General features: G+C 60.5%; 12 protein-coding genes. 1 reads left to right on the plus strand and 11 read right to left on the minus strand.

All coding sequences use genetic code 11. The annotated features are described in order from the left end of the window. Positions 1-263 precede the first annotated feature (263 nt). Positions 264-1385 (minus strand): CapA family protein, encoded by a 1122-nt coding sequence (locus tag WYH_RS04440; protein ID WP_053833392.1) that lies wholly within the window; start codon positions 1383-1385, stop codon positions 264-266. 113 nt (positions 1386-1498) lie between these two features. After that, positions 1499-2497 carry a LacI family DNA-binding transcriptional regulator gene (locus WYH_RS04445; protein ID WP_046902872.1) on the minus strand — a complete coding sequence of 333 codons (999 nt, stop codon included), beginning with the start codon at positions 2495-2497 and terminating at the stop codon, positions 1499-1501. A 149-nt stretch (positions 2498-2646) separates the two neighbouring features. Here WYH_RS04445 and WYH_RS04450 point away from each other — a divergent pair, with 149 nt between their 5' ends. Further along, on the plus strand, positions 2647-4401 hold the full coding sequence (locus WYH_RS04450; RefSeq protein ID WP_053833393.1) for a CocE/NonD family hydrolase: 1755 nt from the start codon (positions 2647-2649) through the stop codon (positions 4399-4401). Positions 4402-4441: 40 nt separating this feature from the next. On the opposite strand, the gene WYH_RS04455 is transcribed toward WYH_RS04450, so the two are convergent. From WYH_RS04455 to WYH_RS04495, 9 genes are all read right to left on the minus strand, one after another. After that, the gene (locus WYH_RS04455; protein WP_046902874.1) at positions 4442-4969 is read right to left on the minus strand and encodes a tannase/feruloyl esterase family alpha/beta hydrolase; all 528 of its coding nucleotides are present in this window, start codon (positions 4967-4969) and stop codon (positions 4442-4444) included. Next, positions 4929-5981, minus strand: a complete 1053-nt coding sequence (locus WYH_RS04460; RefSeq protein WP_046902875.1) for a tannase/feruloyl esterase family alpha/beta hydrolase — start codon at positions 5979-5981, stop codon at positions 4929-4931. The genes WYH_RS04455 and WYH_RS04460 overlap by 41 nt, the downstream gene beginning before the upstream one ends. A gap of 31 nt (positions 5982-6012) precedes the next feature. Then, on the minus strand, positions 6013-6951 hold the full coding sequence (locus WYH_RS04465; RefSeq protein WP_046902876.1) for an alpha/beta hydrolase: 939 nt from the start codon (positions 6949-6951) through the stop codon (positions 6013-6015). Between the two features lie 28 nt (positions 6952-6979). Next, positions 6980-8188 (minus strand): cytochrome P450, encoded by a 1209-nt coding sequence (locus tag WYH_RS04470; RefSeq protein WP_046902877.1) that lies wholly within the window; start codon positions 8186-8188, stop codon positions 6980-6982. A gap of 87 nt (positions 8189-8275) precedes the next feature. Then, positions 8276-9655 carry an MmgE/PrpD family protein gene (locus WYH_RS04475; protein WP_046902878.1) on the minus strand — a complete coding sequence of 460 codons (1380 nt, stop codon included), beginning with the start codon at positions 9653-9655 and terminating at the stop codon, positions 8276-8278. Beyond that, a complete protein-coding gene (locus WYH_RS04480; protein WP_046902879.1) occupies positions 9652-10461 on the minus strand; it encodes a hypothetical protein in 810 nt (269 codons plus the stop codon). The genes WYH_RS04475 and WYH_RS04480 overlap by 4 nt, the downstream gene beginning before the upstream one ends. Further along, on the minus strand, positions 10461-12002 hold the full coding sequence (locus WYH_RS04485; RefSeq protein WP_046902880.1) for a hypothetical protein: 1542 nt from the start codon (positions 12000-12002) through the stop codon (positions 10461-10463). Before WYH_RS04485 ends, WYH_RS04480 begins: the two co-directional genes overlap by 1 nt. Beyond that, positions 11999-13276: an amidohydrolase family protein gene (locus WYH_RS04490; RefSeq protein WP_046902881.1), complete on the minus strand. Its 1278-nt coding sequence runs from the start codon at positions 13274-13276 to the stop codon at positions 11999-12001. The genes WYH_RS04485 and WYH_RS04490 overlap by 4 nt, the downstream gene beginning before the upstream one ends. Continuing rightward, on the minus strand, positions 13276-14436 hold the full coding sequence (locus WYH_RS04495) for a DUF819 family protein (RefSeq protein ID WP_046902882.1): 1161 nt from the start codon (positions 14434-14436) through the stop codon (positions 13276-13278). The genes WYH_RS04490 and WYH_RS04495 overlap by 1 nt, the downstream gene beginning before the upstream one ends. Positions 14437-14530 lie beyond the last annotated feature (94 nt).

Raw genomic sequence — 14530 nt, forward strand, 5'->3', positions numbered from 1 at the left:
CGCTCTTGCGATCTTTGCGTTCTCCGTCGGCGCTCACCTTCCACCCTCCCAATAAGTCGGAGAAAATTCTCATGCAAGCGTTATCATTCAGACGCGCAGCCGATTTTTTCGGGCTGTTTAAATTGAAATTCGACTATTACCGCGGACGCGATACATCGAGCGGTGGACCAAAGTGGAAAATATTTTTAAGGGCGCGACACCTTGGATTGAACGTGATTAGCAGATACTTCCAGAAACCCCCGCCGTATCGTCCTTCGCCACGGTCAGGCTGAGTTCCCGATTTCGATCATGTTGTCGCCTACGCGATAAGTCGCGTTGAGCCCCGCCTCCTGCGTCACTGCGGTCAGGTAGGAGAGAACATCTGCATGATCTTCCGAACCCGGCTCCGCAAAATGAGGGACGGCATCCCGGCCGATCGTCACGGGCAGGAAACCGGATTTCAGCACCCTGCCCTCCGCAATTTCAAATCGCGCGACCATGGCCAAGCGGGATTCACGCGGAAAATTGTAAAGCCCCTCAAGGTCAGGCTCCCATTCCTCCGCAAGCGCGCGAATCTCGTTCCAACTCTTTGATTTCGCGTGCGCCTCATCCATTCTCAGATCGGTCGCGAAATTACACAGGGAATGAAAAACCGGCTTTCCGCCGATCATTTCACAACCTTTGATTACGTGTGCATGTCCGCCAATTACTGCATCGGCCCCCGCTTCGACCGCCGCTTTGGCAACATCGCGCTGATAATCGGCAATGCTCGCCCGCACGAAATGAATGCCCCAATGCTGCGATACGAAAACAATATCCGCCTGCTCGCGCGCCTTGCGGATATCTTCCTGCATGGCCGCAAGATCCTCGCGATGCGGCCAGGTATGGATGCGCGCCGGTGTGCCGGGCTGATCATGTTCGATCTGCTCATACCGAGTATGGGCACGCATGGGCGCACAACCCGGGCGATTTTCTGTCGCCCAGTAATCCTGCGGCAAAATGCTTGAATAGGCGAGCATGGCCACCCTTGTGCCATCCCCCAGCACACGGATTGCCGGCTTGCGTGCCTCCGCGATGGTGCTGCCCGCACCGACTACTGAAATTCCCGCCGCCTCAAGGTTTGCCCGCGTTTCGAAAAACGCCTCCCGCCCCCAGTCCATGCAATGATTCCCGGCCATCGATATGAAATCGAAGCCAGCTTTCGCCAGGGCAATGGCGCCATCGGGGCGAGCAAGAACCGCGTGGCGCGCCTGCGGCAGGCGCGTGCCCGTGTGGGCAAAACTCGTTTCCAATTGCCCGAAAACGAGATCCGCGGAGTTCAGAACCGAGCGTGTGGCGACGAAGCTCTCGTCATAATCGTCCCGATCCATGGCCAGATCGCCCACAGCGAGAAATATCTGCGACACAGGTGAAACTCCCCCCGGCGTGGGCGCAAGCCCCGCTTCTTCGCGGAGAAACTATCGATTTGCGCAAGCGCTTGCAACGCATCCTCTTGTCGTGCCTTTTCGACCCTGTCGGGTCAGATACTTTCGCGGGCGATCAGGCGGAAACCCACATCTATCGCGCGGACAGGAAAATCCTGGCCTTCCTGATGGCGTTTGATGGCGGCCATGACTTCGCGCGCGATCCGTTCACCATCCACGTCAATCGAGGTGATGGTCGGCCGCATTTCGCCGGCAATCTGATTGTTACCAAAGCCGATGACGCCCAGATCGTCCGGGACTTTTAGCCCCGCGGCCTGCGCTTCGACGATGATCCCCTGCGCCAGATGATCCGACCCGCAGATTATCACGTCCGGCCGTTCCTCCAGATGTCGCAGATCGGCGAAGACGCGGCGCGCATGTCCGAACCGGGTGGGGACATCCACATGCGCTTCTGTCGGAACGGAACTGGTCAGTTCCATCCATTCGTCGAGGAAACCCTGCTTTCTCCTCTGCGATCGGGGACTGTCCGCCGTCACCAGATGCGGGCGCCGATACCCTCTCGACACAAGGAAGCGGGCGATATCGCGCCCTGCATCCTGGTGCGAAAACCCGATGGCGATGCCCACCGGATTATCCGGCAAGTCCCACACCTCGATCCATAAACTGCGCGTTCTGCCGACCAGCCGCGCCAGATCGTCGTCCACCGGCCCGGTAGAAACGATCGCATCGACCCGCCGGGCCAGGGCTACCCTGACAAGCGCATCGGTACGCTTCTGCGAAGTGCCGGTAAGACCCAGCATGACATTGTTACCGCTGCTGGTGAGTTCCCCCACCATACGTTCGATCATGTCCGAAAACAGCGAGTTCTCCAGATGGGGGATAAGCACCGCGACCATGCGGCTGCGCTGAGAGGCGAGGTCTCCGGCAAGCGCGTTCGGGATATAGCCCGTCTTTTCGATAGCTGCCCGAATGCGGTCCGCTGTCGCCTTCGCCACGACGGCGGGATTGTTCACGAAACGGCTTACCGTTGCGGTGGAAACATCCGCTTCGCGCGCAACATCCTCGAGCTTGGGGGCCTGTTTTTTGCCGGTCATATCCTGTCCATTCCCCTGAACAGGTGCCGCAATCCGGGCAATGTTGCAATTCCGGCGGCGGCCTGCCGCCAGTCCGACTTTTATGCAAGCGCTTGCGGAACAAATCCAGCCAAACGAGCATCCCCACGGGATCGATGGAGAGGCACAATATGAAATCGGGCTTTGGCGCCACTATTTCGGCTATTGCGGCGGCGATCGCGGTGACGGGCTGCACCACGATGGAAAAGGAAAACCAGAACTCCGCGATTGCCCCCCAGGACGGGCAAAGCTCTCTCTATATCGAGAGTTTCGACGGCACACGGATCGCTGTCACAGTCCACCGCCCGTTAAAGGATGGCCGGGTTGTGGAGGAGCCGCTGCCCGTCATCGTGACGCAAGATCGAACAGGCAGCTCCCGCGCGAACATGCAGCGCTTTCTCGATGCCGGCTATGTCTGGGTCGCGCAGGATCGCCGTGGAACGGGTGCGTCCTTCGGCACGCAAACCGGCTTCGTGAACCAGCTGGATGCCCGGGATGCGAAAGCTGTCATCGACTGGGCCGCCAGTCAGGACTTCAGCTCTGGCAAGACATTGGCGGTTGGCTGTTCCAACCAGGGGGCCTGGCAATATCTGGTCGCAACCCTTGAACCAGACAGTCTCGTCGCAATCGCGCCTGCCTGCGCCAGCCCGATGCTGTTCGACGATGCAGTCGCTATCAACGGTGTGCCGATGATAGAAACCTCGGCCAAGCCATATGCCGGCGAATGCGATCCGTCTTCTTCTGGCGCGCGCCCGGGCAATTTCACCCCTCCGCCACCCGTCCCCGTAGATGCTGACCCGGATGGCTCGCTTCTGAAGCAGGCCAGGGCCGAACAGGAATGCGGTGCGCCAATGCTGGGCCAATATTGGCTGAACATGCCGCGCGACGGCATGAACGAGTTCGCCGGATACCGCCCCGCCCTGGCCGATACGGCCATGACCAAGTGGGAAACGCTGCGCGATTCCGGCATCGGCATCCTGCAACTGGGCGGATGGTACGATGCCGCCGTGGCCGGGCAGCTTGAAGGGCAGGCATTGTGGAACGGGCGGCTTGTCATGGGCCCCTGGGTTCACGGAAACCGGGCACCAGAAAGCCTTGGGCTTCGTGATGCGGATCTCGATCTGACGGGTATCACGATCGATTTCTTCGACCATTACGCAAAGGGCAAGGATAACGGCACAGATCGCCCGGCCATCACCTGGTACACGATGAATGCCAGAACGGGCGAAGAGTGGCAGACCGCTTCGCAGTGGCCGGACCTCCCGCGTGAAACCTTGTGGCTGGCGGAAGAAGGAATTCTCGCCCGGACGAAACCCGCATTCGGCAAAGCTGCTATCCTCGCGCCCGGTGGCGCCAGATGGTTCGATGGCCGTTATACTCCACTGGCAAGGGCATTTACCGGTGACTTCTCTCAAACAAACAGGGGGAGCCTGCTATTTGACACGCAGCCCTTTGAGCAGGCGCGTGAAATTGCCGGAACCGTTACTGCGGACCTGTGGATCAGCGCCGACCAGCCCGACGCGAATGTCTATGCCATGTTGCAGGATGTCGCGCCGAATGGGACGGTATCCTACATCACCGATGGCCGCATCCGGGCATCGTGGCGGGCGGAGCATCAGCTGCCCTGGGCCAGCAAGCTCTCCTGGCATCGCGGATATGCCGAAGACATACAGCCCCTTGTCCCGGGCGAGCCTGCACGGGTCCGTTTCGACTTCTCCCCCATTTCATATGTTCTGCGCGCCGGACATCACCTGCAACTGGCGGTGACATCCGACATTGGCCAGAGCTATCAGCAACCGCCCATGGCGGCACGGCCGGTGGAACTTACCGTGCACCGGGGAAGCGACCATGCTTCCTCCATTTCGATACCCATGAAAGCACCCTGAGAAAGGCGCCTTCGTTTCCCGCCCGACCGCCCTGCCAGCGTCAGTCAAGCAGCCGTTCCAGCGCGGGAGAAATGGCGCAATCATAAGAACGGGCATCGGTTTCAGGACCGATTCCGTCATAGCGTGCGACTTGCGGAAAGGGGCATAATCTTCGGGTAAATCCGCGCTGTCCGGGCACCACCTTCGCGCCGACAATGCTGCCTGGTGCCCTGCCCTTCTCCACCCAGTCGATCAGCGCCCACAACATATCACGCGAAGGATCGGCGCCGGGCGCAATCGGCTTTTGGTTCGAACCGCCGAAAACATCCACCCCCGGACCACCGCCGCAATGATACATGCCCGGCACCATGAACATGCGCACACTGTCCGAAATCTTCCCATGCTCCCTTGAAAGTCTGGCCAGGTAATCAATCGCGGGGCCGGCATTCGTCGAAGGGTCCTGCCAGCCCTGATAGATGATCGCCTTGTGCCCGGCCTCCATGAAGGCCGCGATATCGGTGCTGTCGGCCCGCAATTCGGGCATCCTTTCATTGGCAAGGCCGAGATCGCGGCGCTTGTCGAACGTCATTTCGTCCCAACCGGGATCGCCCTGCACGCCATCGGCCCACATTGCCCGCAGAAGCGGAGATGGAGGCCCCGGTCGCGTGCGAACGCCGGGAAACAGGCCGCGGTCCATGGCTTCCCCCCGATGAATCGCGCATGGGCGAGACGATCCGGGCGAGCATGGCCAATTGCGGTGCGGCAATACACTCGCCATCCGCATCGGCGCTGCATGCAAGCTGCGAAAGATCGAAATCGCAAGTGGCGGGATTTTCGATAATGCCATCGGTCACGTTATCGTCCGCATCGCATTGTCGGGTCACGCGCCGTTCGTACAGGCTCCAGTCCGCATCGCTCAGAGCCGCATCGGGATATTTTTGCTGCTCAAGCGAAAACCACAGCATCCGGACTGACTGCAAAGGCATGTAAGGCGCGGGCGCGCCCGCCAGCACACCATCGTAATCATGCGGGTAAAGCTGCATTTCCTTCAGCGCCTGCCTGCCCCCACCCGAACATCCGGTGAAATAGGCATGGTCGACGGGGCGGCCGTAATACTCCTTCGCCAGTTTTCGCGCCGCCTGCGCAGTCAGATGGACAGCGCGATGTTCGTAATTATCCCGTTTCCGGCCATCGAGCATCCAATGCTCTTCATTTGCCTTGTGGCCGGTGTCTGTCGTCACCGTGGCAAATCCCTGGCCGATACGCAGCGACATGTCGGCCAGATTATAAACGCCCGCATCACCCCCGACTCCCGCGCCGAGCAAGCGGCCGTTCCAGCTTTCCGGGAGCCATAGCTCGAAGCCGATATCTCCTTCGATCAGGCCTTCGACGCGGCAGAAAGGAACATTCACAGGTTGCGCCGAATAATAGCCCCCGGCCTCTGATTTCACCGCCGATCCGGGCGCGATATTCGTCGCCCTGATGATCTCCACATCACCATTTCGCCCGGCCAGATCGCTGCATCGAAAGCCAGCGGGTTCTTCCGCCGATGCGGGCAGCCCGGCAAGCTGCATGACCAGTGCGATCAGGGACAGGAACATGGTATCACTCCCTTCCGGTATCCGAACCGGATCAGTTGCCGGGATCGAGTATTCCCCGTTCCCGCATCCAGTCGAACAGGCGCGCACCCCAGAGATCCACGGTCATGGAGAAGTTCGGCACTTCGTAGACATGCAGTTCAGCCTTGTGGCCGGCGTCCTTCCAGATGCGGAAGGCATCGATCAGGCCGTCCGTTACCGGCCCGTGATCCGCTTCCGTGACGAGGAAAAGCGGGGGCGCATCGCCTGCGGGGGAATGAATATCCTGCAGGGACGGCCCGTAAATCGATATCAGGTAATCGGGCTTTTCCTCCACCGGCGCGTCAGCCAGAAGCGCGCCAAAGGCCACTCCCCCACCCGCCGAAGTGCCCATTGCACCAATGCGGTCGGGGTCCAGATTCCACTCTGCCGCCTTATCGTGCATCAATTGCAAAGCGGTCCGCGCATCCAGCGTCGCGAGGCGCAGCACTTCCGCCAGAACGGGGTCATCAGGAGACGGGTTCGCATTCCCCTGCCTGATTTCCATCTTCGGAAATTTCGGCGGAGGCGCATTTCCCGGGCGCGGTGCGCGGGAACGTTCGATGTCGCCCGGCGCCATTTGAAGAGTGCGATATTCCAGCACCATGACCGCGACGCCTTCCGCCACCAATGCGTCGACCTCGTCATGGAGATCTCCGCCCGTGCCGAGCATACGCAACCCTCCGCCGGGCAGCATCACCACGCCGGCACCGGATGCCCGTTCAGGACGTGGGAGATGGAGTTCATAAACTGGCTGGGTGGTGTTGTAGACTGCTCGCCTTTCGCCGTCCTCCAGGACCACGCGGGCCTCTGACCAGGTTTCAGAACCGGGGGCAGCGCCATCATATAATTCGCCCCTGACGGGATGGGCATAGGCCGCTTGCGGGCAAAGCACGGCAAGCAAAGCCGCGCCAGCGATCGCCTTGCGGAACTGCATCACGCCCTTGCTGAACATGGCTTTCTTCTCCGTCCTTGAATGGCCATCACCGGGCGGGGACAAGCCTGAGGGGGGTGGCCGCAGGCCCAAGTTCGGGCATACGCGCCATTTCGATCTCACCATTCAGGTGAATTTCACTCGTGCGGGAGAGCAGTTCCTCCAGGAATATGCGCAGTTCCAGCCGGACCAGGCCGGAGCCCGCACATTGATGGACGCCCCGCCCGAAAGCGAGATGCGAACGGATGTTTTCCCTGTCGAACCGGAAACTGTCGGGGTCATCAAAAACCCGTTCGTCACGATTGGCCGAGGAATACACCATCGTCACAGGCTCCCCAGCCGGGATGGTGCGGCCGTGCCGTTCATAATCGCGCGTCGTAGTGCGCGCGAAGCCGCGATAGGGTGAATAGAGGCGCAGCAATTCCTCTATTGCCGCAGGGATCCGCTGCGGTTCGTCACGCAGCAATTGCTGCAATTCGGGATCGGAGGCGAGATGCACGCACATGCTGCCGAACAATGGCGGCGGCGCCATGAGACCCACGACCAGAACCTGCCGCACCGTTGCGATTACATATTCTTCCGGGATAGGGCCAAACTCTGTCCGTTCGGCCAGCAGGGCGGATGCCGGGTCCGTCTCCGGCGACCGCGGGTTGGCCTTGCGATCTTTCACGACGGAAGCGGCGATATCGTAAAGTTTCTCGCTGGTCCGCACCACAGCCTCGGTATCCTCAGCCCGCCAGGCGACGTTATACAGGCGGGCGACTTCTGCCAAAAGCGGGGCATGGGTTTCATCGAGATTGAGCCACTCCACCGCGACCCAGGCCGGAAAGATGGTGGCAAAATCCAGTGAAATATCGGTCACGCCATCGGCAACGATGCGGCTCATTTCCCGCACGGCATGGGCCCGCAGGACTGGTTCCAGAGCCTGTATCCGGGCATTCCGCAGGGTCTTGTCGAGCGCACGCCTGAAAGGTGTGTGTTCAGGCGGATCCTTCCCCAGCGGCGGGCGGCGCTTGCCCATCGACATATTCGGGATCACGTTGATTTTCGACGTGATGAAGGTTTCATTGTCCGTCACCGCGTCAACAATATCCTGGTACCGGGTAAGCGCCCAGAACCCGCCATAAGCATTTGAATGTGCCACCGGGCATTCCGCGCGCAAATGGCGATAGAGTTGATGAGGGCTTTCGAAAGTTTCCGGCGCCTCTGCATCGAAATCTTCAGGGCGATCGGGAAGGTTCGGATTGTCCTCGGTCATTTATACGTTCTCGGATCCGCAAAATAGGCTGCAAGCGCTTACAGCAGATATGTGGTGCTTACAAGTCCGGGGCGGAGGGAGGCATGGTCATTCAAAAATCGCACCGGCATTCATCGCGGTTTCGATGCCGAGGATCGCATCGGCGAGCCGTTCGGCATCACCATGCCCCAGACACGCCGCGGATTTGCCGCAACAGGCGATGAATTTCGCACGAAGATCGGCTTCACTCATGGGTCTGGAAGGCGCACCGAGAGCCTTGCCCACGGCGATTTCACGGCTTTCCCCGTTCCTTTGCGTCACGATAAGAGCCCCGCCCGCCCCGCGCTGCCAATCGTCCCGAGGCGCTATTTCGTAATGGCAGAGCCCGGCCAGCTCCAGAATGCCGGGATCGCGGATATTATCGGGTTCAAAATCCTCGAGCGAAACGCTTCCCCTGATGAGAGCCAGCGCCGTGCAGAACGGGATGGAGAACTTGGCATTGATCGCAAGCTGAGGCGCGGCCTTTCTGGCGAGCGGTTCCACCAGCATTTGCTGCACAGGGTCGATCAGGAGCTTCACCGACGCGATATCATCCGGATGCCCACCTCCTCGCCGCCATTCCAGAGCAGCCTCGATGAAAGGGTGGGTGCCGCGACAGCTTGGCCATGGCTTGAAAGTCAGTTCATCCTGCCAGAACCGTTCACCAAGACGATCAAGCAAGCGATGTTCGTCAAAAGCTCCAAGAGCGTAGAGCGAATAGAAGCCGCCCTTCCCCTCCAGCGGTCGTTCAAAACCTGCCACGCCCGCTTGCGCCAGAAGCACGGATTGAACTGCAGCCTGTGCCGGAAAGCCTTCACGGATCGCGCGAATGGATGAGCGGGGCGAATATTTGATCTCACCCGGCATGGTGATCTGGCACAAGGCCAGGGAAAGCGCGTCCCGCACGTCGACGGGGTCCAGGCCGATCAGACTGGACGCACCCGCTGTCGCGCCGAAACCGGCCGTGATCGGAGGGGGATACCAGTTGCCCTCCTCCATCTGCCGGTCAAGGGCAATTGCCAGACGGCATGACAAATCCCCTCCCACTGCAAGCGCGGCGAGAAACCGTCGTCCGTCCACCGGCCCGGCCGACTGCGCGAGCGCGATAAGAGCGGGGACGAGCGACGCGTTGGGATGCCCGGGCGCGGGATCGAACGCATCTTCGTAATCGAGAGCATGGGCCATCGCCCCGTTCACCAGCGCAGCAGTAGCCGGCGGTGCTGACAGGCCAGTGCCGAGGATAGTCGAAGGCCCTTCCCCCGCATTGCGCGCATATTCCAGGAAAGGCTGCACTTCCCGTGACAATCCGCTGGCGCCAAGCATGACCCCTACGGCATCCAGCAGGACATGTTTGACCGACCGGACGATGGAGGAAGGCAGGTCCTCAAACTGGAAATTTGCCGTATGCGCAGCGATCTTGTCGCTGAGTGAAACTGGCCGCGCACTCACCGTCCGGCCCGCACCAGGATTTCAACCCTGCGCGACATCCAGTCGCGCTCCCCGTCAGCCTCGGGCGGTGTTTCGACCATTTCGACCCCGATGGAACGGTCATGCGCGCCGAGACCCCGAAGAATGTTTGCGACTTTTTCGCCCCTTTGACGGGCCATGCCTTCGCGTTCCACGAGGCTGCGCCCATCATCCAGCAAGGTAGCGCCCCGATAGGCGCGGATAGAGACCTCGGCACCCGGTGTGGCCCCGGCCAGTTCCGCCAGCCTCACCATCATTAGCGCATCCGGCCCCGAAGCCCGGTCACTCTCGAAGGGGAAATAGATCGTCTCCCATCTTCCGAGCGTGACATCGTGTTCCGGAACGGGCGGCAGACGGACGATCTGCAGCGATGCCGAAGGATCGGCCGCGATCGCGGCGCGTTCAATTTCGCTAAGCTTTCGCCGGGGCGCTGGCCCGGATAGACGAAGTGCCGGCCGGAACGGCGCGATCTCGTCACATTCGGGTGAGAGTTCGGGCATGACGGAAACTCTTCCGTCGATTGGCACGCCGCCGCATTCCTCGGCCTTGTCGGCGATCACGGCCTCTACCAGAACCTGATGGCCAAGCTGCGGATTACCCCAGTCAGGCGGGCCGGAAAGTCCATAGCGCACGCCTTCATGCATGACGAAGAAACAGAAATCGCGATCGGGGCCCATATCCTGCGCCACCGGGCAGGCGAGGAAGCTGAGATGCCGATCCTGCGCCAGCGCCGGGGTGGATGCGATGGCGCAGACAGCCAGCAGGCCGGTTCCAGAACGGCGCAGCATCACAGGACGCTCATGAAATTGACCAGGTCACGCTTTTCCTGTTCGGTATAGCGGATGTTGAAGCGGCGATCGTAAAAGTCGACGAGTTCTCGCAATGTGTCAGCCGATCCATTCATGAAATAGGGGGCCCGCGCAGCCAGACCGCGCATCTGTTGCGTCATGCTGGCGCCCAGATCGCTGCATTTTCCCGTGACCAGCGCCCTGCCCGGATCATGAGTATAGACGACGCGGCCGAGATAGGATTGCGGCCTGGCATCATCGCGGCAGACCGCCTTGAAAAGGGGCAAGTCTTCGCGCCGGTTCCACGGCCAGTTATTGAGCCCGAGATCCATGAAACCGGGGGCGAGATCCATGCCCGCCAGCAAGGTATTGTGGCAGCCGGAAGCACAACTGCGCTTGAAGGGATTGCCGAGCCCCTTGTCGTTATAGACGCCGACATCCTTGATGATGAAGCGCCGGTCCATGAACACTTTTGCGCCCCTTGCGACCGAGGCACGGAAACGGTCCCGCTCTGTAAGCAGCTCCTCCTCAGAGCTTGCGTCCCACATTTCGAAAGTGCCGAAAACGCGATTTATCGGATTATTGCCCAGTTCGCCCGGATACCCATCTCTCATCGCTTCCGGCCCCAACCCCGGAGGCGTGGATGGTCCGGTGAGGTCTCCGCCATCCCGGCTATAGGACTGCGCGACATAGATCGACCGCTCGAAACTCTCGATCGCTTCAAGGTCGCTTTCGCTCAGTTCGGATAGCATCTCCAGATGGGTCATCCCGGCGTCGCGGGCCTGCAAGGAGAGCGTGGGCAGGCGGCCATCGGACATCAGCTGAACCGAAACAAACTCCCCGGTTTCAGGGTCCTTGGGCAGCAAGCTCTTGTCATTATACATGAAATATTCGTGCGGCGTGACCCCGTTGGGCAGCGTCAAAAGATATTTCATATTGGCGACCGGGCGCGGCCTGCGATAAACCGAAACCATTGGTTCATCGCTGTGAAGGCCGTATTCCGGATCAAGATTGCAGCCGGTCGGGTCCTCTATCACTTCAAGGGTAAATTCCGGCTCGATCGCGGTGCCATCATCCGCCCTCGGGGGCCACGGACGGGCAATTCTGAAAAGCCCCTTTTCCAGCAATAGCGAATGCGATCCGGGGTCGTCCTGCGGCAGGTTCGGACAGTTCGACCCGTCCACCGCAGCGAAAAGCGGGTCCTTGCCGCCGGTCGCTTCCCATTGCGCACGGATCATATCGACCGAGAGGCCCATCGCATCCGCCGGTTGGTGGCATGTCACGCAGGCGCGCCCATTCTCCCCGATGGGTTCGAAGAATGGATGTCCCGCAGTCCTGATCGGAGGGCCGGAATTGATCAACCGCAAGCGGCCATGCGGATTGTCGAATTCGACCTCGCCCTCGATAACGCGGTCAACGCCCGGCCCCCACCAATTCCCGGCAGGAGAGAATTCGGGCTGGCTGAATGCTGCAACACCAAAGACAAGTGCAGCACCGCAAAATATGAAACGCGGAGTGATGCCCGGCGAAATTCGTTTCATATGCCCTCCTCAGCCAGCGGATCGAAGCGATGAACGATGCCGCCTCTCATCACGAAGCGCACATGCTTGACCTTTCGAATGTCATTCAGCGGGTTTTCTTCCACCGCCACCAGATCGGCAATCATCCCGGACTCGACCCGCCCGATCCGGTCATCCAGCCCGATTGAGCTGGCGGAAACGGAAGTGGCGCTGGTTATGGCTTCCATCGGGGACTGCCCGCCATCGATGACTCGCCAGACGAATTCGTCAGCATTCTCGCCATGCGTGCCCGCCACGGCATCGCTGCCGAAAGCAATCTGCACCCCTGACGCCAGCGCCATCCGGAACGTCTCCACGGATTGGTGGTACCCCGGCGGCATCAGTTTCTTGTCGCCATGACTGTAGGAAGCGGCTTCGGGCAGGTCCCGCTCCCGCCGCGCATAATGCACAGTCACATCCAGATTCGGGTCAAGAAACATGCCTGCATCTTTCATGGCCCGAAGGACCCCGGGATCGAGCGAATTGCCATGCTCTATCGTGGTGCAACCGGCGGCGATGGTCCGCCGTGTCGCGGCAAGCGACTGGGAATGGACCACACTGCGCAAGCCCAGCCCTCGCGCTTCCGCACAGGCTGCAGCGAGAACATCCTGGGACATTTCGCCATGTCCATCAGCGAAGAGCTTGATGAAGTCCGCTCCCTCCGCTTTCAACCGCCGGATTGCCGCAACAGCCATTGCGGGCGTGGTCGCGTGCTCAGCCTGGATGACGCCAAGTGATGTAAGGATGCGCGGCACGGGAAAAGCGCTTTCGGCCACGATATCGCGCAACGGGCCATCCAGCGGGTCGCCCGGACTCTGGATCGTCGTGAACCCGGCCCGGAGCGTTTTCCATCCGTTAATAGCCACGGCCAGCGCAGCCTGCTGCGGGGTTTCACCTGCACCCAGATCGCCTGGCAGAACATAATTTCCCGCAGAATCGACTCTCGCAGCGATATGCGAATGCGTATCGATCCAGCCCGGCATTACAGTCATCCCGCGCAAATCGTAATCATAACGCCCGCCATGGGGCATGATGGCCGCAATCCGCCCGTCTCGCACCAATATGTCGCGCCGCAGCAATATGCCGCCATTGCCGTCTATGATGCGCGAAGTTCGCAGCACCACTTCCGCGGACGGCGCTTCCTGCGCTTTCGTCCCGACCGGCATGGTGACATGCAATGCGAAGACGAGCGCGACCAGAAAAAGCTGGCCAGCCAGTCTGCCAGCAAGGCGCGAAATATCCGTGCACCGACGCATCAGGAAACAATTCCGTACCAGCCGACACCGAGGAACGTGCCGATCAATATACCGGAAAGCGCGCATAATATGCTGGGCGTCACGAGATCGTCGCGCCCCTGGAATCCGGCGATGGCCGCCGTGGATGATGGCCCACCGATCCCGGCATGCGATGCAAGAAGCAGCAGATGGGGGTCAACCCTCAGAAACCTTCCTGCAACCAGCATGGAACCGAGATGGACGGCAAGCGCCATGACCCAGAAAAGGATGATCTTTCCAGCCATCGCCCCAAGAACGGTCAGATCTATCTGCGCGGCGAGCGCACAAATGAACAGATATAGAAAGACCATTCCCATTTCGCGATCGCCACGAACGATGCGGCGGAACGGCCTGGCAAGGTTGCCCACCAGGATAGCGACTACCGTGACGGCGAGGATGGTAAGATGGCCATATCCGATCGCCTCCATGGAATAGCCGACCGCCAGATATACTCCGAGCGCGTAACCTATTGCCACAAGCTGGCCCAAAGGGGCGCCGATCATGGGCGCGGTTTTCGCGGCATCGGATCGGTCTGCCTGACTGCCCGCGTCCTTGCTGACGCTGGAATGTCCATAAGACGAACCGGCCCGGCAACGCACAAATGTGCTGACGAACGGCGCGCGCATCAGGAAGACGATCAGCGCCAGATAGGCTGGACTGACGATCACGCTCGACGCGAACAGCGCGGAAAATTCGGTCGGGTCCATCTGCACTGCCTGGGCAACGGCGATGACATTGACTGTGCTGCCAGTCATGAACGCATACATCGTCGCGCCAAGCGCAGCTTCACCAGAGCCGAAATCGAACAGCAGGAAGGCCACGGCCATGCCGAGAGTGCTTCCCAGGATACCGATGAAGAAAAGGCCCAGCATGGGGCCGCCATTGCGGATGATTTCCGCAATATCCGCGCGAAGAAGCAGCATGGCCACGCCCATGGGCACGGAAATATCTATGATGGCGTCATAGATCGGAGCCTCGGTCGGCAGCACTCCGAAATTGGTGAGAGCGAGCGGAACGAACATCAGGGCGAGCGGTCCCGGTATGAACTTTCCGGCGCGCGATTGATCGATCGCGAATGTAAGGGCCACGACGGTAATGAAGGCCCAGATTACAAGAACGGGCTGAAAGCCTGTGCCCGTCATGCAAACTCTATCCTGACGGACAAGCGCGGGGCGATGCGGAGCAGCCGCTTCGGTGCCGACCTAAAGGCAACCTCCAGTTCCAAGCCTATGCCCC

The organism is Croceibacterium atlanticum (genome assembly GCF_001008165.2).
Taxonomy (GTDB): Bacteria; Pseudomonadota; Alphaproteobacteria; order Sphingomonadales; family Sphingomonadaceae; genus Croceibacterium_C; species Croceibacterium_C atlanticum.

Coding starts and splice junctions, on each gene's coding strand:
- WYH_RS04445 (WP_046902872.1), bottom strand. CDS start 2,497: ATGACCGGCAAAAAACAGGCCCCCAAGCTCGAGGATGTTGCGCGCGAA.
- WYH_RS04460 (WP_046902875.1), bottom strand. CDS start 5,981: ATGTTCCTGTCCCTGATCGCACTGGTCATGCAGCTTGCCGGGCTGCCC.
- WYH_RS04480 (WP_046902879.1), bottom strand. CDS start 10,461: ATGCTGCGCCGTTCTGGAACCGGCCTGCTGGCTGTCTGCGCCATCGCA.
- WYH_RS04465 (WP_046902876.1), bottom strand. CDS start 6,951: ATGTTCAGCAAGGGCGTGATGCAGTTCCGCAAGGCGATCGCTGGCGCG.
- WYH_RS04485 (WP_046902880.1), bottom strand. CDS start 12,002: ATGAAACGAATTTCGCCGGGCATCACTCCGCGTTTCATATTTTGCGGT.
- WYH_RS04470 (WP_046902877.1), bottom strand. CDS start 8,188: ATGACCGAGGACAATCCGAACCTTCCCGATCGCCCTGAAGATTTCGAT.
- WYH_RS04455 (WP_046902874.1), bottom strand. CDS start 4,969: ATGACGTTCGACAAGCGCCGCGATCTCGGCCTTGCCAATGAAAGGATG.
- WYH_RS04490 (WP_046902881.1), bottom strand. CDS start 13,276: ATGCGTCGGTGCACGGATATTTCGCGCCTTGCTGGCAGACTGGCTGGC.
- WYH_RS04495 (WP_046902882.1), bottom strand. CDS start 14,436: ATGACGGGCACAGGCTTTCAGCCCGTTCTTGTAATCTGGGCCTTCATT.
- WYH_RS04450 (WP_053833393.1), top strand. CDS start 2,647: ATGAAATCGGGCTTTGGCGCCACTATTTCGGCTATTGCGGCGGCGATC.